General features: G+C 70.0%; 21 protein-coding genes. 19 read left to right on the top strand and 2 right to left on the bottom strand.

What is annotated here, in order from left to right:
* Positions 1-13: 13 nt before the first annotated feature.
* Genes AC1DMS_RS29885 through AC1DMS_RS29845 form a run of 9 tightly spaced genes read left to right on the top strand, consistent with a single transcriptional unit; the run spans position 14 to position 6,703 of the window.
* Positions 14-1,024 (top strand): FecCD family ABC transporter permease, encoded by a 1,011-nt coding sequence (locus AC1DMS_RS29885; RefSeq protein WP_012747660.1) that lies wholly within the window; start codon positions 14-16, stop codon positions 1,022-1,024.
* A complete protein-coding gene (locus AC1DMS_RS29880) occupies positions 1,021-1,803 on the top strand; it encodes an ABC transporter ATP-binding protein (RefSeq protein ID WP_012747661.1) in 783 nt (260 codons plus the stop codon). The genes AC1DMS_RS29885 and AC1DMS_RS29880 overlap by 4 nt, the downstream gene beginning before the upstream one ends.
* Before the next feature lie 29 nt (positions 1,804-1,832).
* Positions 1,833-2,402, top strand: coding sequence for a cob(I)yrinic acid a,c-diamide adenosyltransferase (gene cobO, locus AC1DMS_RS29875; RefSeq protein ID WP_012747662.1), 570 nt, complete (start codon positions 1,833-1,835; stop codon positions 2,400-2,402).
* A 5-nt stretch (positions 2,403-2,407) separates the two neighbouring features.
* Positions 2,408-3,085 carry a 5,6-dimethylbenzimidazole synthase gene (gene bluB, locus AC1DMS_RS29870; RefSeq protein WP_012747663.1) on the top strand — a complete coding sequence of 226 codons (678 nt, stop codon included), beginning with the start codon at positions 2,408-2,410 and terminating at the stop codon, positions 3,083-3,085.
* Positions 3,086-3,093: 8 nt separating this feature from the next.
* Positions 3,094-4,065 carry an adenosylcobinamide-phosphate synthase CbiB gene (gene cbiB, locus AC1DMS_RS29865; protein ID WP_436287696.1) on the top strand — a complete coding sequence of 324 codons (972 nt, stop codon included), beginning with the start codon at positions 3,094-3,096 and terminating at the stop codon, positions 4,063-4,065.
* Positions 4,062-5,087, top strand: a complete 1,026-nt coding sequence (locus AC1DMS_RS29860) for an aminotransferase class I/II-fold pyridoxal phosphate-dependent enzyme (RefSeq protein WP_012747665.1) — start codon at positions 4,062-4,064, stop codon at positions 5,085-5,087. Before cbiB ends, AC1DMS_RS29860 begins: the two co-directional genes overlap by 4 nt.
* A gap of 16 nt (positions 5,088-5,103) precedes the next feature.
* Complete coding sequence (locus AC1DMS_RS29855) at positions 5,104-5,457, top strand: CidA/LrgA family protein (RefSeq protein WP_012747666.1); 354 nt, start codon at positions 5,104-5,106, stop codon at positions 5,455-5,457.
* Positions 5,454-6,185 carry an LrgB family protein gene (locus AC1DMS_RS29850; protein WP_012747667.1) on the top strand — a complete coding sequence of 244 codons (732 nt, stop codon included), beginning with the start codon at positions 5,454-5,456 and terminating at the stop codon, positions 6,183-6,185. The genes AC1DMS_RS29855 and AC1DMS_RS29850 overlap by 4 nt, the downstream gene beginning before the upstream one ends.
* A gap of 41 nt (positions 6,186-6,226) precedes the next feature.
* Positions 6,227-6,703 (top strand): OsmC family protein, encoded by a 477-nt coding sequence (locus tag AC1DMS_RS29845; RefSeq protein WP_012747668.1) that lies wholly within the window; start codon positions 6,227-6,229, stop codon positions 6,701-6,703.
* A gap of 17 nt (positions 6,704-6,720) precedes the next feature.
* Here the strand turns inward: AC1DMS_RS29845 and AC1DMS_RS29840 are convergent, their stop codons facing one another.
* Positions 6,721-7,635: a LysR family transcriptional regulator gene (locus AC1DMS_RS29840; protein WP_012747669.1), complete on the bottom strand. Its 915-nt coding sequence runs from the start codon at positions 7,633-7,635 to the stop codon at positions 6,721-6,723.
* 183 nt (positions 7,636-7,818) lie between these two features.
* Between AC1DMS_RS29840 and AC1DMS_RS29835 the strand changes: the two genes are divergently transcribed.
* From AC1DMS_RS29835 to AC1DMS_RS29790, 10 genes are all read left to right on the top strand, one after another.
* The gene (locus AC1DMS_RS29835; RefSeq protein WP_012747670.1) at positions 7,819-8,700 is read left to right on the top strand and encodes an alpha/beta hydrolase; all 882 of its coding nucleotides are present in this window, start codon (positions 7,819-7,821) and stop codon (positions 8,698-8,700) included.
* Positions 8,701-8,852: 152 nt separating this feature from the next.
* Positions 8,853-10,103 carry an efflux RND transporter periplasmic adaptor subunit gene (locus tag AC1DMS_RS29830; protein WP_012747671.1) on the top strand — a complete coding sequence of 417 codons (1,251 nt, stop codon included), beginning with the start codon at positions 8,853-8,855 and terminating at the stop codon, positions 10,101-10,103.
* Between the two features lie 40 nt (positions 10,104-10,143).
* On the top strand, positions 10,144-13,419 hold the full coding sequence (locus AC1DMS_RS29825; protein WP_012747672.1) for an efflux RND transporter permease subunit: 3,276 nt from the start codon (positions 10,144-10,146) through the stop codon (positions 13,417-13,419).
* Positions 13,420-13,452: 33 nt separating this feature from the next.
* Positions 13,453-14,940 carry an efflux transporter outer membrane subunit gene (locus tag AC1DMS_RS29820; RefSeq protein ID WP_012747673.1) on the top strand — a complete coding sequence of 496 codons (1,488 nt, stop codon included), beginning with the start codon at positions 13,453-13,455 and terminating at the stop codon, positions 14,938-14,940.
* Between the two features lie 87 nt (positions 14,941-15,027).
* Positions 15,028-16,467 (top strand): cobyric acid synthase, encoded by a 1,440-nt coding sequence (locus tag AC1DMS_RS29815; protein ID WP_012747674.1) that lies wholly within the window; start codon positions 15,028-15,030, stop codon positions 16,465-16,467.
* The gene (gene cobT, locus AC1DMS_RS29810) at positions 16,464-17,513 is read left to right on the top strand and encodes a nicotinate-nucleotide--dimethylbenzimidazole phosphoribosyltransferase (protein ID WP_369664462.1); all 1,050 of its coding nucleotides are present in this window, start codon (positions 16,464-16,466) and stop codon (positions 17,511-17,513) included. Before AC1DMS_RS29815 ends, cobT begins: the two co-directional genes overlap by 4 nt.
* A 4-nt stretch (positions 17,514-17,517) precedes the next feature.
* Complete coding sequence (locus AC1DMS_RS29805; protein ID WP_012747676.1) at positions 17,518-18,312, top strand: adenosylcobinamide-GDP ribazoletransferase; 795 nt, start codon at positions 17,518-17,520, stop codon at positions 18,310-18,312.
* Positions 18,309-18,860 carry a histidine phosphatase family protein gene (locus AC1DMS_RS29800; protein ID WP_012747677.1) on the top strand — a complete coding sequence of 184 codons (552 nt, stop codon included), beginning with the start codon at positions 18,309-18,311 and terminating at the stop codon, positions 18,858-18,860. The genes AC1DMS_RS29805 and AC1DMS_RS29800 overlap by 4 nt, the downstream gene beginning before the upstream one ends.
* Before the next feature lie 44 nt (positions 18,861-18,904).
* Entirely contained in the window at positions 18,905-19,789 is an 885-nt protein-coding gene (locus tag AC1DMS_RS29795; protein WP_307595357.1) for a helix-turn-helix domain-containing protein, read from the top strand.
* Positions 19,790-19,837: 48 nt separating this feature from the next.
* The gene (locus AC1DMS_RS29790; RefSeq protein WP_012747679.1) at positions 19,838-20,734 is read left to right on the top strand and encodes an SDR family NAD(P)-dependent oxidoreductase; all 897 of its coding nucleotides are present in this window, start codon (positions 19,838-19,840) and stop codon (positions 20,732-20,734) included.
* A gap of 29 nt (positions 20,735-20,763) precedes the next feature.
* Here AC1DMS_RS29790 and nth read toward each other — a convergent pair whose 3' ends face one another.
* Positions 20,764-21,411 carry an endonuclease III gene (gene nth, locus AC1DMS_RS29785; protein ID WP_012747680.1) on the bottom strand — a complete coding sequence of 216 codons (648 nt, stop codon included), beginning with the start codon at positions 21,409-21,411 and terminating at the stop codon, positions 20,764-20,766.
* Positions 21,412-21,502: the final 91 nt, after the last annotated feature.

Here is a 21,502-nt window from a genome sequence, read left to right as displayed (position 1 = left end):
GCGGGTGGACTTCATGCACACCCGCCATCAGCGCCGCGTCTGGCTCTTCGGCATCGCCTTGCTGGTGCTGGGCGGCGCGCTGGCGGTGCTCGGCCTGGGCATCGGCAGTACCGGCTTCGAAAGCCTGCGCGCGGCATGGCGCGATCCGGTGGCGCTGCGCATCGTCTGGGACATCCGGCTGCCGCGCACGCTGGGCGCGTGGCTCGCGGGCGCACTGCTCGGGCTCGCGGGCTCGGTGGCGCAGGGGCTGTTCCGCAATCCGCTGGCCGATCCTTATCTGCTGGGCAGCGCCTCGGGGGCTTCGCTCGGCGTGGCGGTGGCGCTGCTGCTGTTCGGCGGCTCGGCCGCCAGCACGCAATGGGCGATGCGCCTGGGGCTCACGGGCGCGGCCTTCGTGGGCGCGGTGCTCGCGGTGATGCTCACGCTGGTGCTCGCGCGCGGCGTGCAGCAGACGCTGCGGCTGCTGCTCGCGGGCGTGATCGTCGGCGTGGTGCTCGGCGCCGCCAAGGACCTGATCACCATCGCCTCGGCCGACATCCTGCAGGCCATCCAGGGCTTCATCCTCGGCAGCACAGGCCTGGTCGGCTGGAGCGCATGCGCGGTGATGGCCGCGGTCGGTGCGGTGTGCCTGCTGCTGGGCTGGGCGCTCGCGCCGGTGCTCGACGGCCTTGCGCTCGGCGAAGCGACGGCCCGCAGCCTCGGCCTGCCGCTGGGCGCGATGCGCGCCACGCTGGTGGTGGTGCTCGCGCTGGGCACCGGCGCAGCGGTGGCGCAGACCGGGCTCATCGCCTTCGTCGGCCTGGCCGCGCCGCACCTCGTGCGCTCGGTGGTCAAGACCACGCATGCCGGGTTGATCGTGCTGTCGGCCGCGATGGGCGGCCTGCTGCTGATGGCGGCCGACCTGCTGGCGCGCTGGCTCATCGCGCCGCAGGAACTGCCCGTGGGCGTGCTCACGGCGGTGCTCGGCGGCAGCTACCTGCTGTGGCTGATGCACAGGCGCAGCGCGCGGGGCGGGGTGGCATGAGCCAGGAGATCCCCGCACTCGAAGCCCGCGGCCTGGGCGCCACGCTCGGCAACACCGAGGTGCTGCACGGCATCGACCTGAAGCTCGGCGCGGCGCGCTGGACCAGCGTGGTCGGGCCGAACGGGGCGGGCAAGTCGACCCTGCTCAAGGCGCTCGCGGGCCTGCTCGCGCACCGCGGCGAAGTCTTTCTTTTTGGCGAACCGTCGGCCAGGGTGCCGGGCCGCCTTCGCGCGCAGCGCCTGTCGTGGCTGGGCCAGAGCGGCGCGGCGGGCGAGGGCAGTGCCGACGACCTGATGGTCTACGACATCGCCATGCTCGGCCGCCTGCCGCACCAGCGCTGGCTCGCGGCGCCGAGCCCGGCCGACCGCGCGGCGGTGGAGCGTGCCTTGCGCAGCACCCAAGCGTGGGACTGGCGCGAACGGCCGCTCGGACAGCTCTCGGGCGGCGAGCGCCAGCGCGTGCTGCTGGCGCGCGCGCTTGCGGTCGAGGCCGAGCTGCTGCTGATGGACGAGCCGCTCGCCAACCTCGACCCGCCGCACCAGGCCGACTGGATGCAGACCACGCGCGCCCTGGTGGCCGAAGGCCGCACCGTGGTCAGCGTGCTGCACGAACTGCCGATGGCGCTGGCCGCCGACGAGCTGGTGGTAATGAACCACGGCCGCGTGGTGCACCGCGGCGGCAGCAGCGACCCGGCCACCCACGCCGCGCTCGAACAGGTGTTCGACCACCGCATCCGCGTGCACCGCGTGGCCGAGCAGTGGATCGCGCTGCCGAACTGACCGCCCCCCATCAACACGGAGCCCGTCTCATGCAAATCGAAACTCCCCCCAGCGAGAAGCCGTACGACAAGGCCGAAGGCGAACGCCGCGGCATCGTCATCGTCAACACCGGCGACGGCAAGGGCAAGAGCACCGCGGCCTTCGGCCTCGCGCTGCGCGCGCACGGCCGCGGCAAGGCGGTGAAGATCTACCAGTTCATGAAGGTGCCTTCGGCGCGCTTCGGCGAGCACCGCATGTTCGAGCAGATCGGCATTCCGATCGAGGGGCTGGGCGACGGCTTCAGCTGGAAGAGCCAGGACCTCGAACACTCGGCCCAGCTCGCGCGCGATGGCTGGGAGAAAGCCAGGGCGGCCATTCTTTCGGGCGAGTTCTTCCTGGTGGTGCTCGACGAGATCACCTATCCGCTGATCTACGGCTGGCTGCCGCTCGAGGGCGTGCTCGAAACGCTGCGCACGCGGCCCAAGCACGTGCACGTGGTGCTCACGGGCCGGCGCTGCCCGCCCGAAATCGTCGAGCTGGCCGACACCGTGACCGAGATGGCCATGGTCAAGCACGCATTCAAGGCCGGCATTCCGGCGCAGCGCGGCATCGAGGACTGATTTCGATGTCGCAAGCCTTCGCGGCCGACGAGGTGAGGGCGGTGTACCGCGCCATCCATGAGCGGCGGGACATGCGTCACTTCGCAGGGGGGCAGGTGGCGCCCGAGTTGCTGCGCCGGCTGCTGGAAGGGGCGCACCACGCGCCCAGTGTCGGATTCATGCAGCCGTGGCGGTTCATTCGCGTTCGCGACGGTGCCTTGCGTCAGCGTCTGCACGATGTGATCGAGCGCGAACGCGTGCTGACGGCCCGCGCCCTCGGCGAGCGCGAAGACGCGTTCATGCGGCTCAAGGTGCAGGGCGTGCTCGATGCGGCCGAACTGCTGGCCGTGTCGCTGGCCGACGGCCGTGAGCGGCATGTGTTCGGCCGACGCACCTTGCCGCAGATGGACCTGGCCTCGGCGTCCTGCGCCATCCAGAACCTCTGGCTTGCGGCGCGTGCCGAAGGGCTGGGCATGGGCTGGGTCTCGCTGTTCGATCCCGCCGAGGTGTCGGCCCTGCTGGGCCTGCCCGAGGGGGCGGAGCCGATCGCGCTGCTGTGCCTGGGCCCGGTGCACGATTTCTACGAAGAGCCGATGCTGCAACGCGAACGCTGGGCCCGGCGCGAGCCCTTGTCGGCGCTGGTGTTCGACGAACGCTGGGGCCAGCCGTCGGACCTGTTTCCCACCCCGTCTTCGCGAGAATGACGGCTCCCATGCCCCCCTTTCCCCTCGAACACGCCCTGGCCGTCGTTGCCGCGCTGTGGCTTGCGCTTGCCATCGACTGCTGGCTGGGCGAGCCCGCTGCGTGCTGGCATCCGGTGGTGTGGATGGGGCAGTACCTCGGCTGGATCGGCTCGCGCATCGCACCGCCGGCGGCCAAGGCGAAGCCGCGCGACCTGCCGCTCTTCTTGATCGGGGCGCTGGCGTGGTGCGTGGGCGCGATGTGCGTGGGGGTGGTCGCCGCCGGCGTGCAGGCTGCGATGGTGCAATGGCTGCCCGCATGGGCGCTGGCGGTGGCGATGGCCTTTGCGCTGAAACCGCTTTTCGCGTGGCGCATGCTGCACGACGAAGTGCTCGCGGTCGAGGCGGCGCTGGGCGTTTCGCTCGATGCGGGGCGCGCGCAGCTGGGCCGGCTCGTCAGCCGCGATGTCTGCGCGCTCAGCGAGCGCGAGGTGCGCGAAAGCGCCATCGAATCATTGGCCGAGAACCTTAACGATTCGCTCGTGGCGCCGCTGTTCTGGTTCGTGCTACTGGGCTTGCCGGGCGCGGCGGTCTACCGCTTCGCCAACACGGCCGATGCGATGTGGGGCTACCGCGGCGAACGCAATGGCCGCGAGTGGAGCTGGTTCGGCAAGTGGGCCGCGCGCGCTGACGACCTGCTCTCGTGGCTGCCGGCGCGGCTCACGGCGCTGCTGCTTGCGCTTGCGGCATGGCGCTGGCCGCGCGGCGTGGCAGGCGAGGCGCGCCGCACGCCGTCGCCCAACAGCGGCTGGCCGATGGCGGCGATGGCACTGCTGCTCGGCGTGCGGCTTGCCAAGCCCGGCGTCTATGCCTTGAATGCCGAAGGACGGCCCGCCGATGCGGCCGATACGCAGCAGGCCGCGCGATGGGGCGGCAGGGCGGTGCTGGCCACGGCCGCTTGTGCATCATTGGCCATCTTCTTCGCGGCAACCGACTGGGCATGACACCGGAACACACGACATCCACCGGCCTGTTGCATGGCGGGCCCGACGCCATCGGCACCGCCTGGCACGATTTCTCGACCAACGGCAATGCCACGGGCTCATGCCCCGCTGTGCTTACCGCACTGCGTGCAGCCGATGCGGCGCACTACCCGGACCCGGGCTACACGGCGCTGCGCCGCGCATTGGCAGGCTTTCACGGCGTGGCCGCCGAACGCATCGTGATCGCGGCCAGTGCCAGCGAATTCATCCACCGCATCAGCGCCGCTTTTGCGCAGGGCGGCGGCCGGCAGGTGGTGCTGCCGGCGCACAGCTATGGCGACTACGAGCGCGCGGCATCGGCCTGGGGTTTGCAGGTGCTGCGGCCGCCAGCGCCGCATGACGGAGCAGCGCTGCGCTGGTGCTGCGAGCCGTCGAGCCCGCTGGGCCAGGCCGAGGCCAATCTCGCGCTGCACGCCGCGGCCGGCGGCCCCTGCGTGCTCGACCTGGCCTACGAAGCGCTGCGCCTCGAAGGCGCGGCATCGCTCGACGCGGCGCAGCGCAACCGTGTCTGGCAGCTGTGGACGCCCAACAAGGCCATGGGCCTGACCGGCATCCGCGCCGCCTATGCCATTGCGCCCGAAGGCGATGCCGCCGCATTGCTGAAGCAGCGCCTCGAGCGGCTGGCCCCCTCGTGGCCGGTGGGCGCGCATGGCGTGGCGCTGCTCGAAACCTGGATCGGCGAGCCCGCCCAAGCCTGGCTTGCCCGAAGCCTGCGCACCCTGCGCGAATGGAAGGCGCAGCAGCGCGCCCTTTGCGAATCGATGGGATGGCAGTGCCTGCCGAGCGAGGCCAACTTCTTTTGCGCGCGCACCGATGCGCCTTATCCGCAGCGGGCCGCCCGGCTGCGCGCCGAAGGCATCAAGCTGCGAGACTGTGCATCATTCGGCCTGCCGGGCCATGTGCGGCTCGGCGTGCTGCCGCCGCAGAGCCAGCAGGCGCTGAAAGAAGCCTGGACGCGCGCCGCGGCTTCGGCCGAACCTTGAAAGCCAGGACATCCGCATGCTCTACGCCATCACCACGCTCTTTCTTTGCCAACTGGCCGGCGAACTGCTCGTGCAGTGGCTGGGCTTGCCGATTCCCGGCCCGCTGATCGGCATGCTGCTGCTGTTCATCGTGCTGCTCGTGCGCGGCGGCGTGCCCGAGGCGCTGAACGAGACCTCGGGCCATCTGCTGCGCAACCTCATGCTGCTGTTCATTCCCGCGGTGACCGGCGTCATGCTGCATTTCGAACGGGTGGGGCGCGAATGGCTTCCGTTCCTTGCGGCGGGCATCGTGGGCGCGGCCTTCACCATGGCCGTGACCGCGCTCACCTTGCGCTGGATGATCCGCATCACCGGCAAGGATGCCGAATGACCCCGCCCGCCAAGCTGTCCGAGATCTGGGTCTTCCTGGCGCAGTCGCCGCTGCTGTGGCTGTCGCTCACGCTGCTGGCCTACCTGGGCGCGCTGTGGCTGCACCGGCGCAGCGGCGCCAACCCGGCGGTCAATCCGGTGCTGGTGTCGGTGGTTGTCATCGTGGGCGTGCTGCTCGCCACGCGCACGCCCTACGACACATATTTCGAAGGCGCCAAGTTCGTGCACTTCCTGATCGGGCCGGCCACCGTGGCACTGGCCGTGCCGCTGTATGGCCAGCTCGGTCGGCTGCGGCGCCTCTGGCTGCCGATCGGCGTGGCGCTGCTGGTGGGCTCGGCGGCGGCCATCGTGTCGGCCATCGGCATTGCCTGGGCGCTGGGCGGATCGCACGAGCTGCTGATGTCGCTCGCGCCCAAGTCGGCCACCATGCCGATCGCGATGGGCGTGGCCGAGAAGATCGGCGGGCTGCCGTCGCTGGCCGCGGTGGCGGCCGCCGTGGCGGGCATCTCGGGCGCGATCATGGCCACGGGTCTCCTGAACCTGCTGCGCATCAAGGAGCCCGCGGTGCGCGGCTTTGCCGTGGGCATGGCGGCGCACGGCATCGGCACCGCGCGGGCCATCCAGGTGAACGAAACGGCAGGCGCCTTCTCCGCGCTGGCGCTGGGGCTGAATGGCATCGCGACGGCGCTGCTGGTGCCGCTTTTGATCAGGCTCGCCGGCTTCTTCTGACGCAGAATGGCGCCTCCTCTTTTGGCTCTGGAGAGCAAGGCATGGCCCAGTACACCGCAGGAATCCTCTGGCAGCGAGGCGAGCAGGACTTCCTCGGCAACAGCTACAGCAGAAGGCATTCGCTGCGCTTCGATGGCGGCGCGGAAGTGCCGGGCTCCTCGTCGCCGCACGTGGTGCCGCTGCCGTTTTCCGGTGCGGCGGCGGTCGATCCTGAAGAGGCCTTTGTCGCGTCGCTCTCGAGCTGCCACATGCTGTGGTTCCTCACCATGGCGGTGAAGCGCAAGTTCATTGTCGACCGCTACTTCGATGCGGCGAGCGGCGTCATGGAAAAGAACGCCGAGGGCAAGCTCGCGATGAACGTGGTCACGCTGCGTCCCGAGGTCACGTTCTCGGGCGAGAACCTGCCCACGCGCGAGCAGGTCGAGCACATGCACCACCGCGCGCACGAAGAGTGCTTCATCGCCAACTCGGTGAAGACCGAGGTGCGCTGCGAGCCGGTGTTCGCTCCGGCCGGTTGAGGCGCGTCAGGCGCAGTTCAGCGCCGCTGCAGCCGCGGGTTCTTCGCGAACAGCTCCGCCGCCCAGTCCACGAAGGCCCGCACCTTCGCGCTCAGGTGGCGGTTGGGCGGATAGACCACGTGGATCGGAAGCGGCTCGCGCTGCCAGTCGGGCAGCACCTCGATCAGCTCGCCGCTTGCGAGCAGCGGCTCGGCCATGAAGGTGATGCACTGCGAAATACCGAAGCCGCCGAGCACCGCCGCCATGTGGGCGTTGCTCTCGTTGACCGACACGCGGTAGGGCCCGTTGAGCTCGATGTATTCGTCGCCCTTCCTGAACTCGTGCGGATAGATGCGCCGCGTGGTGCCCGAAAAATAGCTCACCACGTGGTGGCGCTTCTCGATGTCGTTCGGATGCTGCGGAATGCCGTAGCGCTTGACGTAGGCGGGCGATGCCACGGTCACGAAGTGCAGCGTGCCGATGCGCCGGGCCACCAGCGACTGGTCGCTCAGTTCGCCGGCGCGGATCACGCAGTCGACGTTGTCGCTGATGAGGTCGACCGTGCGGTCGCTCACGCCCAGGTCGACCTGGATCTCGGGGTAGCGGTCGCAGAAGGTGGCCAGCGCGGGCAGGATGATCTGCCGCGCCACCGAGGTGCCGACGTCGATGCGCAGCCGCCCCGTCGGGTTGGCCTGCGCATTGGTCATGCTGGCTTCGATGTCGTCGAAGTCGTTCAAGAGGCGCGCGGCGCGTTCGTAGTAGGCCGCGCCGTCCGGCGTCACGGTCACTCGCCGCGTGGTGCGGTTGAGCAGCTTCACCCGCAGGCGCGATTCCAGCGCCTGGATCTGCTTGGTGACCGTCCCCTTGGGCAGGGCGAGCGAGTCCGCCGCCCGGGTGAACGTGCCCGCTTCCACCACGCGGACAAAGATCCGCATTGCCTGGATTTGATCCATTGATGACTGTTCCTGGGAGCCCGGCCATTGCCGGGAGGACGCGGATTCTCACACAAGGTGACAATCCCCGGCGTTTCCTGGATTGTTAGCTGTTTGGAAACAGAGTAGGGGCAGCTTGCCTGTTTAACGCCACACTGGCCGCCTTATATTTCGACTATCGCCAATCCTCCTGAGGTTGCCCCCATGTCACCGCGCCCATCGTCCCGCTCTGCCGAAGCCGCTGCTCTCGCCGCGGCGCAAGGCGTGGAAGCCGATCTGTCGATCGAGCTGCCCGGCCGCGAGCCCGTGGGCGCCCGGGTCTACGGACAGCGCCCGCGCGGCGAGACGGTGCCGCTGGTGCTGCACTTCCATGGCGGCACCTTCATCTGCGGCAACCTGGACAACGGGCGCAACGTGGCCCGGCTGCTGGCCGGCGCGGGCGCGGTGGTGGTGTCGGTGGACTATCCGCTGGCGCCCGAGTCGCCTTTCCCCGAGCCCATCGAAGTGGGCTATGCCGCGCTCGAATGGCTCTACAAGCAGCGCGTGAAGCTCGGCGGCAAGGGCGCCCAGGTGTACCTGGCCGGCGAAGAGGCCGGCGGCAACCTGGCCGCCGGGGTGGCGCTGATCGCCCGCGACCGGGCGCATCCGCCGCTGGCCGGGCAGATCCTGCTGTCGCCCATGCTCGACCCGTGCGCGGGCACCGCGTCGCTGCGCAAGGCCACCAACGACTCGGCCGAATGCCGCTGGGCCACGGGCTGGGAAAAGTACCTGAGCTGCCCGTCGAACGCGATGCACCCGTATGCGGTGCCGAGCGGGTCGCTGCGGCTGTCGTCCCTGGCGCCGGCCCTGGTGCTGGTGGGCCCCGACGACGCCATGCGCGACGAGGCAATGACCTTTGCCGGGCGCCTGCGCGCGGCCGGCATCGACGTCACCAGCAGCGTGCTGCCCGGCGCCGCCAACTGGCCCAGGGCGCTGTACGACCCCGAGCCCTCGGGCTGCAAGGCCTGCGAAGCCAGCGTGCAGCAGCACTTCCGCGAATTTTTCAGTGCCACCACGCCGCCCCCGGTAGCACCCAAGCCCAGCTAGGCGGGCCGGTCGCGGCAGCCCTCTGCTGACGACGCGACGCCGCCCCTCGGCCCACCGGTAACCCCGGTCATTTTCGAGTTCCGCCTCCTGGCGCCAAAAGCGCCGGGATGGCCTGTTGCATCCCAAGAAGTCATCGAGAAGGACGAACCATCATGTCGAACAACAAGCAAAACCTTTCTTCCGCCGCCCGCAAGGGCCTGTGGCCCGCAGTGACCGGCCTCACCGCACTGCTGGCGGTGGCCGCCGCGGTGCTCGGCATGCACAGCTTCAAGGCGGAGGCCACGGCACCGGCCGCGGCGCAGCAGGGCACGCCGGTCTCGGTGGCCACCGTGGCTTCGAGCGAGATCAATGCCTGGGACGAGTTCTCGGGCCGGCTCGAGGCGGTGCAGCGCGTCGACGTGCGCTCCCGCGTGGCGGGAGCCGTGCAGTCGGTGCACTTCCGCGAAGGCGCGCTGGTGAAGCAGGGCGACCTGCTGATCACCATCGACCCCGCGCCGTACGCGGCCGAGGTGGAGCGCGCCGAAGCGCAGGTGGCCTCGGCCCAGGCCCGCCAGGCCTTCAGCCGCAGCGAGCAGGAGCGCGCCAAGCGCCTGTGGGACCAGCAGGCCATCGCCCAGCGCGAATACGACGAGCGCGTGAACGCCGCCCGTGAAGCCGAAGCCAACCTGCGCGCCGCGCAAGCGTCGCTGCAGTCGGCGCGGCTGAACCTGGGCTACACCCAGGTGCGGGCGCCGGTGGCGGGCCGCATCGGCAAGCTCGAAGTGACGATGGGCAACCTGGTGGCCGCCGGCCCCGGCGCGCCGGTGCTGACCACGCTGGTGTCGGTGAGCCCGATCTACGCGAGCTTCGATGCCGACGAGCAGGTGATCACGCGGGCCCTGAAGGACCTGCCGAGCGGCGCCAGCGCCCGCGGCCAGATCGAGAGCATTCCCGTGCAGATGGGCACCGCCGGCCTCGAAGGCACGCCCTTCACCGGCAAGCTGCAGCTGATCGACAACCAGGTCGATGCGCGCAGCGGCACAGTGCGTGTGCGGGCCTCGTTCGACAACAAGGACGGCGCCCTCATTCCGGGCCAGTTCGCCCGCATCCGCATGGGCCAGGCGCGCAGCGACTCGGCCCTGCTGGTGAGCGAGCGCGCCATCGGCACCGACCAGAACAAGAAGTTCGTGATGGTGGTGGGCGAGGACAACAAGGCCACGTACCGCGAAGTCACGCTCGGCGCATCGATCAACGGGCTGCGCGTGGTGAGCAAGGGCCTGAAGGCCGGCGACCGCGTGGTGGTCAACGGCCTGCAGCACATCCGCCCCGGTGCGCTGGTGGTGCCGCAGACCGTGACGATGGACGCCAAGGCCGACACCAAGCAACAACAACCGGAACGCGTCGCGGAAGCCGCGAAGTCCTGAACTCGGTGGGGAGCGCATTTGCGCTCGCCGGAGAAACAACATGAATCTCTCTAAATTCTTCATCGACCGGCCGATCTTTGCCGGCGTGCTGTCGCTATTGATCCTGATAGCCGGCCTGATCGCGCTGCGCGGGCTGCCGATCTCGGAGTACCCGGAAGTTGCGCCGCCCTCGGTGGTGGTGCGCGCCCAGTACCCGGGCGCCAACCCGAAGGTGATCGCCGAAACCGTGGCCACGCCGCTCGAAGAGCAGATCAACGGCGTCGAGGGCATGCTCTACATGGGCAGCCAGGCCACCACCGACGGCGTGCTGACGCTCACCGTCACCTTCCGCCTCGGTACCGACCCGGACAAGGCGCAGCAGCTGGTGCAGAACCGCGTCTCGCAAGCCGAGCCGCGCCTGCCGGAGGAAGTGCGCCGCCTCGGCATCACGACCGTCAAGAGCGCGCCCGACCTGACGATGGTGGTCCACCTCGTCTCGCCGAACAACCGCTACGACATCAACTACCTGCGCAACTACGCTGTGTTGAACGTGAAAGACCCGCTCGCGCGCATCGAAGGCGTGGGCCAGGTGCAGATCTTCGGCGGCGGCGACTACTCGATGCGCGTCTGGCTCGACCCGCAGAAGGTCGCGCAGCGCGGCCTCTCGGCGAGCGACGTGGTGGCTGCCATCCGCGGCCAGAACGTGCAGGCCGCGGCCGGCGTGGTCGGCGCTTCGCCGGGCCTGTCGGGCGTGGACATGCAGCTCTCGATCAATGCGCAAGGGCGCCTGCAGAGCGAGGAAGAGTTTGGCGACATCATCGTCAAGAGCGGCACCGACGGCGCCGTGACGCGCCTGCGCGACATCGGCCGCCTCGAGATGGGCGCCGCCGACTACTCGCTGCGTTCGCTCCTGAACAACGACCCGGCCGTCGGCATGGGCGTGTTCCAGGCACCGGGCTCCAACGCGCTCGATATTTCGTCGAACGTGCGCAAGACGATGGCCGAGCTCAACAAGAACATGCCCGAAGGGCTGGAGTACCGCATCGCCTACGACCCGACGCAGTTCGTGCGCGCATCGATCGAATCGGTGATCCACACGCTGCTCGAAGCCATCCTGCTGGTGGTGCTGGTCGTGATCCTGTTCCTGCAGACCTGGCGCGCGTCGATCATTCCGCTTTTGGCCGTGCCGGTGTCGGTGATCGGCACCTTCGCGGTGCTGCATGTCCTGGGCTTCTCGATCAATGCGCTGAGCCTGTTCGGGCTGGTGCTGGCGATCGGCATCGTGGTGGACGACGCCATCGTGGTGGTGGAGAACGTCGAGCGCAACATCGAGGCGGGGCTCACGCCGCGTGAAGCCACCTACCGTGCGATGCGCGAAGTGTCCGGCCCCATCATCGCTATCGCGCTGGTGCTGGTGGCCGTGTTCGTGCCGCTGGCCTTCATCAGCGGCCTCACGGGGCAGTTCTACCGCCAGTTCGCGGTGACGATTGCGATCTCGACGGTGATCTCGGCGATCAACTCGCTCACGCTGTCGCCCGCGCTCGCCGCCTTGCTGCTGCGCGGCCATGACCAGCCCAAGGACGCATTGACGCGCGGCATGGACAAGGCCTTCGGCTGGCTGTTCCGCGGCTTCAACAAGCTCTTCAGCCGTGGCGCGGAAGCCTACAGCGGCGGCGTCAAGGGCGTGATCTCGCGCAAGACGCTGATGCTGGTGATCTACCTCGCGCTGATCGGCGTGACCTTCGGCCTGTTCAAGGCCGTGCCCAGCGGCTTCGTGCCGGCGCAGGACAAGCAGTACCTGATCGGCTTTGCCCAACTGCCCGACGGCGCCACGCTCGACCGCACCGACGAAGTGATCCAGCGCATGGGCGAGATCATGAAGAAGAACCCGAACGTGGAAGACGCCATCGCCTTCCCGGGCCTGTCGATCAACGGCTTCACCAACAGCTCGAACTCGGGCATCGTGTTTGCCACGCTCAAGCCCTTCGACCAGCGCAAGCGCGCCGACCAGAGCGGCGGTGCGGTGGCCGGGCAGCTCAACGGCGCCTTCGCCAGCATCCAGGACGCCTTCATCGTGATGTTCCCGCCGCCGCCGGTGGCGGGCCTGGGCACCACGGGCGGCTTCAAGCTGCAGATCGAAGACCGCGCCTCGGTCGGCTACGACCAGATGGACGCGGCGGTGAAGGCCTTCATGGCCAAGGCCTATGCCGCGCCGGAGCTCACGGGCATGTTCACGAGCTGGCAGGTCAACGTGCCGCAGCTGTATGCGGACATCGACCGCACCAAGGCGCGCCAGCTCGGCGTGCCGGTGACGGACATCTTCGACACCATGCAGATCTACCTCGGCAGCCTGTATGCGAACGACTTCAACAAGTTCGGCCGCACCTACAGCGTGCGCGTGCAGGCCGATGCGCCGTACCGCGCCCGCGCCGAAGACGTGGGCATGCTGAAGGTGCGCTCGACCACGGGCGAGATGGTGCCGCTGTCGGCGCTGATGAAGGTCAATTCGACCTTCGGGCCGGAACGCGCCATGCGCTACAACGGCTACCTGGCGGCCGACATCAACGGCGGCCCGGCCCCCGGCTATTCGTCGGGCCAGGCGCAGGACGCGATCACCAAGATCGCGGCCGAGACGCTGCCCAAGGGCGTGAGCTTCGAGTGGACCGAGCTGACCTACCAGGAAATCCTGGCCGGCAACTCCGCCTTCCTGGTGTTCCCGCTGGCCATCCTGCTGGTGTTCCTGGTGCTGGCCGCGCAGTACGAGAGCCTGACGCTGCCGATCGCCATCATCCTGATCGTGCCCATGGGCATCCTGGCCGCGATGACCGGCGTATGGATATCGGGGGGTGACAACAACGTCTTCACGCAGATCGGCTTGATCGTGCTGGTGGGGCTGAGTGCGAAGAACGCGATTTTGATCGTGGAGTTTGCGCGCGAGCTCGAGTTTGCCGGCAGAACGCCCATACAAGCGGCGATCGAAGCCAGCCGCCTGCGCCTGCGCCCGATCCTCATGACCTCGCTGGCCTTCGTGATGGGTGTGCTGCCCCTCGTGCTGTCGACCGGCGCGGGCTCGGAGATGCGCAAGGCCATGGGCGTGGCGGTGTTCGCCGGGATGATCGGCGTGACGGCCTTCGGCCTGTTCCTGACGCCGGTGTTCTATGTGCTGCTGCGCCGCCTGGCGGGCAACCGCGCGCTCAAGCTGCATGGCGAAGTGCCGCATGGCGAGGAGTTTGTCTCGGCGGGCCATCCGGTCGCTGCGGCACCCTCGTCGCACGGTGGTTCGGGCGGCGGCGGGCTGCACCCGGTGCCGGCCTCGCCGCGTCCTTCGCATGACTGATCGCCTGGTCGATCAAGAAGAAAGTTCATCATCATGAAATTCGCATTTCAACCCTGGGCCCGCACTGCCTTGCTGCCGCTGGTCGCAGCCCTGGCGCTGGCCGGCTGCGCGAGCGTGCCCTCGGGCGTGCCCGAGATCCAGACCACTGCCGAGTTCAAGGAGCAGGGCGCCGCCCCGCCCGCGGGCTGGACGCGTGCCGTGCCCTCCGAAGCGCAGGCGCGCGGCGCCTGGTGGCTGGCGTTCAACGACCCGGTGCTCAATGCGCTGGTCGAGAAGGCCGACGTCAGCAACAACAACATCCAGGCCGCGGCGGCGCGGCTGGCCGAGGCCCGCGCGCTGGCGCGCAGCGCCAATGCCGACCGCATGCCGCAGATCGGCCTGGGCGCGGGCGCCAACCGCGGCGCCGGCCTCGACAAGGCCACGGCCAGCACCCGGCCGGCCACCATGACCAACATCGGCGCCACCTTCTCGTACGAGGTCGACCTGTTCGGCCGCCTCTCGGGCGCGAGCAATGCGGCCAAGCTCGATGCGCAGAGCCGCGAGGCCCTGCTGCAGAGCACGCGCCTCGCGGTGCAGGCCGAAGTGGCCCAGACCTACCTGCAGCTGCGTGCGCTCGACGCCGAGCGCGCGCTGGTGCGCGAGCAGGTCGAGGCCTACCGCGACACGCTGCGCCTCTCGCAGCGCCGCCAGCAGGCCGGCGACATCGCCGAGCTCGACGTGGCGCGCGTGCAGACCGAGGTCTCGTCCACCGAGTCGGACGCGCTCGCGCTCGACCGGCAGCGCGCCCAGGTCGAGCATGCGCTCGCGGTGCTGGTGGGCGACTCGGCCTCGAGCTTCGGCCTGCGCACCGACGACTGGGCCACCGCGCTGCCGTCCGTGCCGCCCGGCGTGCCGGCCACGGTGCTCACGCGCCGCCCCGACGTCTCGGCCGCGCAGAACGCGGTGCTCGCGGCGCAGGCCCGCGTGGGCGTGGCGCAGGCGGCGTGGTTCCCGGACATCTCGCTGACCGGCGCGGCCGGCTATGCATCGCCCGAGATCGGCGACCTGTTCAAGTGGTCGGCCCGCTCGTGGGGCGTGGGTGCGCTGCTCTCGCTGCCGATCTTCGACGGCGGCCGCCGCGAAGCCGGCGTGCAGGGTGCCAATGCCCAGCTCGACGGCGCGCTCGCGAACTACCGCAACCAGGTGCTGGTGGCGTTCCAGGAGGTCGAAGACCAGCTGTCCGCGATCCGCATCCTGCAGGAGCAGTCGGCGGTGCAGGCGCAGGCCGTCACCTCGGCGCAGCGCGCGACCAGCCTGTCGGACACGCGCTACCGCAACGGCTACATCAGCCAGCTCGACCTGCTCGACGCCCGCCGCAGCGAATTGCGCAACCGGCGCCAGGCGCTGCAGGTGAAGTCGGCGCAGTACCAGGCGGCCGTGGGGCTGATCCGCGCCATCGGCGGCGGCTGGGAGGTGCCGGCGGCCACCGCAAAGGCGCCGCCCCAGGACGGGGCAGCCGCGGTACAGACCGCGGCGCGCTGAAAGAAAAACCAAGGGGCGCAAGCCCCTTTTTCTTTGCCTCTTCGCGGCTGCCGCAAGAGGGCTGCGGCGACAACGGACAATAGCCGCATGACAACCCGATGCGTGATGGTTCTCGGCACGACCAGTGGCGCCGGCAAGAGCTGGCTGACCGCCGCGCTGTGCCGCTGGTACGCGCGCCAGGGCCTCAAGGTGGCGCCCTTCAAGGCGCAGAACATGAGCAACAACGCCCGCGTGGTGGGCGGCGGCGAGATCGGCAGCGCGCAGTATTTCCAGGCACTGGCCGCGCGTGCCGTGCCCGACGTGCGCATGAACCCGCTGCTGCTCAAGCCCGAGCGCGACACCCACAGCCAGGTGGTGCTGATGGGGCAGGTGAGCGCGGAGCTCACGGCCATGCCCTGGCGCGGACGCAGCGAGCGCGTGTGGCCGCAGATCGCGCAGGCGCTCGACGCGCTGCGTGCCGAGAACGACGTGGTCGTGATCGAAGGCGCCGGCTCGCCGGCCGAGATCAACCTGATGGCCAGCGACATCGTCAACCTGCGCGTGGCCCGCCATGCGGATGCGCGCTGCCTGCTGGTGACCGACATCGACCGTGGTGGCGCCTTCGCGCATCTGTACGGCACCTGGGCATTGATGCCCGAAAGCGACCGCGCGCTGCTGCGCGGCTTCGTGCTCAACAAGTTCCGCGGAGATGCTTCGCTCCTGGCGCCGGCGCCGCAGCAGCTGCAGGCGCTGACCGGCATCGCCACCGTCGCCACGCTGCCGATGTGGCGGGAGCACGGCCTGCCGGAAGAAGACGGCGTGTTCGATGACCGAAGCCATGCGAGCGGTGCGGTGACCCGCACCGTTGCGGTCGTGGCCTACCCGCGCATCAGCAACCTCGACGAATTCCAGCCGCTCAAGAACGTGCCCGGCGTCCGCCTGGCCTGGGCGCGCACGCCGGCGGAGCTGGCCGGCGCCGACTGGATCGTGCTGCCCGGCTCCAAGCACACCAGCGGCGATCTCGCGTGGCTGCGCGCGCAGGGGCTGGACCGCGCCATCGCGGCGCACGCGGCCCGCGGCGGCGCCGTGCTGGGCGTCTGCGGCGGCCTGCAGATGCTGGGCGAGGCGCTGGTCGATCCGCACGGCATCGACGGCAATGCGCCCGGCCTGGGCCTGCTGCCGCTGGTGACGGTGTTCGAGCGCGAAAAGACCGTGCGCCACCGGGCGGCCGTCTTCGGCCAACTGGGCGGCGCATGGGCGTCGCTCTCGAACGTGCCGGTGGCGGGCTACGAAATCCATCACGGCCAAACCGCCATCCACCCCCAGATGGCGCAGGACGGCCATGCCGTGATGCCCGAGGGCCTGGCCTGGCAGAACGCGCGCGGCAACGTGCTGGGCCTCTATCTGCACGGCCTGTTCGAGGACGCGGCCGCGCTCCACGCACTCTTCGGTGCCGCGGCACCCACGCTCGACGCCACCTTCGACGGCCTGGCCGATTTCATCGACAACCACTTCGAGGCCGGCGTACTGCAGGGCCTGATCGCATGACCGACAGCAACCAGACCATTCCTTCCATCTCCGACATTCATGACGGCGCTCTTGCGGCGCGCCTGCAAAGCGCGCTCGACAACAAGACCAAGCCGCTCGGCGCGCTCGGCCGGCTCGAGAGCCTGGCCTTGCGGATCGGCCTCGTCCTGGGCAGTGAAACGCCGGTGCTCGAAGCACCGCAGATGCTGGTGTGCGCGGCCGACCATGGCCTGGCGGCGCGCGGCGTCTCGGCCTTTCCGAGCGACGTGACCTGGCAAATGGTCGAGAACTTCCTGGCCGGCGGCGCGGCCGTCAGCGTGCTGGCGCGCCAGCACGGCCTCGCGCTCACCGTGGTCGACTGCGGCGTGCGGCGCGACTTCCAGGCCCGCCCCGGGCTGGTCTCGCGCCGGATCGCCGCCGGTACCGCCGATGCGTCGGCCGGGCCCGCCATGACCGCGGAGCAATGCGCGCAAGCCATCGCCAACGGGCGCGAGGTGGTGCGCGCGCTGCCGGGCAATGCCTTGCTGCTCGGCGAAATGGGCATCGGCAACAGCTCGGCCGCAGCGCTGCTGCTGGCGCGCCTCGCGGGGCTGGACATCGATGGCTGCACCGGCTCCGGCACCGGCCTCGACGCCGCGGGGCTCGCGCGCAAGCGGGAGGTGCTGCGCGACGTGCTGGCGCTGCATGCGGCTGCGAGCGAGCCGCTCGATGCACTCGCGGCGTTCGGCGGCTTCGAGATTGCCACGCTGGTCGGCGCGGTGCTGCAGGCGGCGCAGGAGCGGCGCGTGATCGTGATCGATGGCTTCATCGCGAGCGCCGCGGTGCTGGTGGCGCAGGCGCTGCAGCCGCATGTGGCGCAGCGCTGCGTGGCCGCGCACAGCTCGGCGGAACCCGGGCATGCGCTGCTGCTGAAGCACCTCGGCCTGGAGCCCTTGCTGAACCTGGACCTGCGCCTTGGCGAAGGCTCGGGCGGTGCGCTGGCCTGGCCGCTGCTCGAATCGGCTTGCCGCATCCTGCGCGAGATGGCCAGCTTCGAAGCCGCCGGCGTGTCGCGCAAGGACAGTTGAACCCATGAACGGTGTCCGCCACTACCTGCTGGCGCTGCAGTTCTTCACGCGCGTACCGGTGACCGGCCGGCTCGCCGAATGGATCGGCTTCAGCCCGCAGATGCTGCGCGCAAGCGCGGCGCATTTTCCGGGCGTGGGCTGGCTCGTGGGTGGCGTGGGCGCAGCTGTTTTCGTGCTCGCGCTGCAGGGTTTGCCCGGCGTGGCCGGCGCGCTGGCCGCGGCGCTGCTGAGCATGGCGGCAACGGTGCTGCTGACCGGCGCCTTTCATGAAGACGGGCTCGCCGACGTGGCCGACGGCCTGGGCGGATCGGCCGACCGCAGCCGCGCGCTCGAGATCATGAAGGACTCGCGCATCGGTGCCTTCGGCGCCATTGCGCTGGTGCTGGCGCTCGGCCTCAAGGCCGCGCTGCTCGCGTCGATGGCGGGGCAGGGCGCGCAGGCGGTGGCCGGTGCCATCGTCGGCGCGCATGTGCTGTCGCGCCTGGCGCCGCTGTTCCTGATCCGCTGGCTGCCCTACGTGGGCGACAGCGGCGCGAGCAAGGCCAAGCCCTTGGCCGATGCGATCGGCGGCGGTGCCTTGCTGGTCGGCGTGCTCTGGTCGGTGCCCGCTGCCCTGCTGATGCTGGCGACGCAGGGCCCCGCACGAACGATCGCCATGGCGGTGGCATGCGCCCTGGCGGCGCTGGTCATGGCGCGCATGTTCCGGCGCCGGCTGCAGGGATTCACCGGCGACGGGCTCGGCGCGACGCAGCAGCTGTGCGAGCTCGCCATCTACCTGGCGCTGGCGTGGCAGGCATGAAGCTGTGGCTGGTGCGCCATGCGCAGACAGACGCCGCGCCGGGCCTTTGCTACGGCCGCACGGATGTGGGCGTGCCGGCCGAGGCGACGCTGGCGGTGGCGCATGCGGTGGCTTCGCGCCTGCCCGCGGACCTGGCGCTGGCGCACTCGCCCCTGCGGCGCTGCGCCGAACTCGCGCAGACCATCGGCAGGCTGCGTCCGGACCTTGCCACGCGCGCCGATCCGCGCCTCGCCGAGATGGATTTCGGCGCCTGGGAAGGCCGGCCCTGGTCGTCGATTGCCCGCGCCGAGTTCGAGGCGTGGACCTGCAATTTCGCCGAAGGGTGCCCGGGTGGGCATGGCGAAAGCACGGCCCGCTTCATGCAGCGCATCGGCACGGCCTTCGATGAATGGCGCGCGTCGGGGCAGGACGCGGTGTGGGTCACGCATGCGGGCGTGATGCGGGCGGTGGAGCTGCTGCATCGCGGCGTGCGGCGCGTCGACGATGCCGCGCAGTGGCCGTCGGCGCCCATTGACTATGGGGCGTGCCAGCTGATCGAATGCAGCTGATGCACGGCGGCACCCGCTGCCGCGCGCCACGGTCCGCCAACGCGATGCCGACACTGCCCAAGAACGAACGCTTGTACCTGCGCCTCGACGACGACCCCTTGCACGGGCCGGAGGCCGGCATGCCCGCGGACACGCTGCGCGCCTTTTCGGTCGCCGAGCCGCTGCGGATGCACGTTGCGCACATTCTTCTCTACAGGGAAACGCTGCCCGAGGGCCGCGAGGTGCTGGAGCGCGTGCTGCCCGATGGGGCGGTGCGGCTGGTCTTCAACCTGGGCGATGCGCCCTCGGCGGGCGAGAGCGCCGGACATGCGGTCGAGGCCATCGGCGCGTCGGCGGCGCCGGCCCTCGTGCGCCTCTGCCGGAAGATGGAAGGGCTGTCGGTGACCCTGCGCCCCGGCGCGGCCGCGGCGCTGCTCGGAAGGCCGGCCAGCGAGATCGCAGGCACTGCCGTGCACCTGGACGAACTGTGGCGCGGCCGTGGTGCCGAACTGCTGGAGCGCATCGCGCTGCAGCCGGACGACGCGTCGCGCGTGTCGGTGCTGTGCGCGGCCCTGCAGCGCCGGCTGGCCGATGGCGACGGCGCCGTCCACGTGGCGGCCATGCGCGCGGCGCAACTCATCGCCACGTCGGGCGGACGGCGTCCGCTGCGCGAGGTGGCGCAGGCCGTCGGGCTTGGCGAGCGGCGGCTGCAACAGGTCTTTCGGCAGCAGGTGGGCCTGTCGCCGCGGGCCTGGAGCCGGCTCGCGCGGCTGCATGCCTGCGTGCGCGCCTTGCGCCTGCAGCGCGAGCCCGCCTGGGCCAGCCTTGCGCTGGATGGCGGCTTCTATGACCAATCGCACCTCATCAACGAGTTCCAGGCGCTTTGCGGCCTCACGCCGACGGAGTTTCTGGGTCGCGCGATTTCGGGTTCTTCCAAGACGGCGGATTGACGCGGCCTTACCGTCGTCGTCTCTCACTCGCAACGAAAGGACAGGACGATGCCAGCTGAATGCAGGGAGCGACAACTGAAGGGCCGCGTGGCCGTGGTGACCGGAGCGAGCCGCGGCGCCGGCCGCGGCATTGCGCTGGAACTGGGCGCCGCGGGCGCCACCGTGTACGTCACCGGGCGAAGCACGCGCGGGCAGCCGGCAAATACCTATGGCCAGCTGCTCGCGCTCTCGGAGCTCGAAGCCCTGCCGGGCAGCATCGACGAAACCGCCGACGAGGTCACACGGCTGGGCGGACGCGGCATCGCGGTGCGCTGCGACCACACGCAGGAAGACGAGGTGAAGCAGCTCTTTGCGCAGGTGCAGCGCGAGCAAGGCCGCGTGGACCTGCTGGTCAACAACGCCTGGGGCGGCCACGAAACTTTCACCGGCGTCTTCGAGGCGCCGTTCTGGGAGCATCCGCTTTCCAACTGGGACTCGATGTTCGACCGCGGCGTGCGCAATCACCTGCTGGCCAGCCGCTTCGCCGCGCCGCTGATGGTGGCGCAAAAGAGCGGGCTGATCGTGACCACCACCTTCTGGGACCGCGGCAACTACCTGCGCGGGAACCTGTTCTACGACCTCGCCAAATCGGCCATGACCCGGCTGGCCTTCGGCATGGCGCAGGAGCTTCGTCCGGACGGCGTCGCTTCGCTGGCCGTGTCGCCGGGCTGGATGCGCACCGAGTTCGTGCTGGCGGCCCACAAGACCGACGAGGCGCATTGGCGCGAGCACCCGGCCTTGGCGCGGACCGAGTCGCCGCGCTATCTCGGCCGCGCGGTGGCTGCGCTCGCGGGCGATGCGCGGGTGCTCGAGAAAAGCGGCGGCGTGCATCGCGTGGCCGACCTGGCGCGCGAATACGGCTTCACCGACATCGACGGCCGGCAGGTCGAGGCATTCGAGCTGTAGCTGGGGAACAGGCCGGGCTCAGTACGGCCTCAGGCCGACTTGGGCCGCGGCGTCTTCGGCTTGTAGTCGCAAAAGGGTGCCACCGCGCATTCCCAGCACTTCGGCGTGCGTGCCACGCAGATGTAGCGCCCATGCAGGATGAGCCAGTGGTGCGCATGCAGCCGGAATTCGAACGGCACGCGTTTCTCCAGCTTGAGCTCCACTTCGAGCGGCGTCTTGCCCGGCGCGAGCCCGGTGCGGTTGCTGACGCGGAAGATGTGCGTGTCGACCGCGATCGTCGCTTCGCCGAACGCCACGTTGAGCACCACGTTGGCGGTCTTGCGGCCGACGCCCGGCAGCGCCTCGAGCTCGGCGCGCGTACGGGGCACTTCGCCGCCGTGCTTTTCCACCAGGATGCGGCAGGTCTCGATCAGGTGCTTGGCCTTGCTGCGGTACAGCCCGATGGTCTTGATGTAGTCCTCCAGGCCCTCCACGCCCAGCCTGAGGATCGCCTGCGGCGTGTTCGCCACCGGAAACAGCTTGCGCGTGGCCTTGTTCACGCCCACGTCGGTCGCCTGCGCCGAGAGCAGCACGGCGGCCAGCAGTTCGAATGGCGTGGCGTATTCGAGCTCGGTTTCGGGGGTGGGGTTGGCCGCCTGCAGGGTGGCGAAGAAGAGGGGGATGTTGTCTTTTTTCATGGGGTTCCGGGCAAGGCGCCCAATATATCGCCCGCGGCCCAAAGCCGACCGCGGCGCACGCCGCCGCACTTTCGCCACAATAGCGACCCAG

The sequence above is a fragment of the Variovorax sp. 05T418 genome (genome assembly GCF_056396385.1).
The sequence above is the reverse complement of the archived record's forward strand: the minus strand, read 5'-3'. Positions and strand labels throughout refer to the sequence as shown.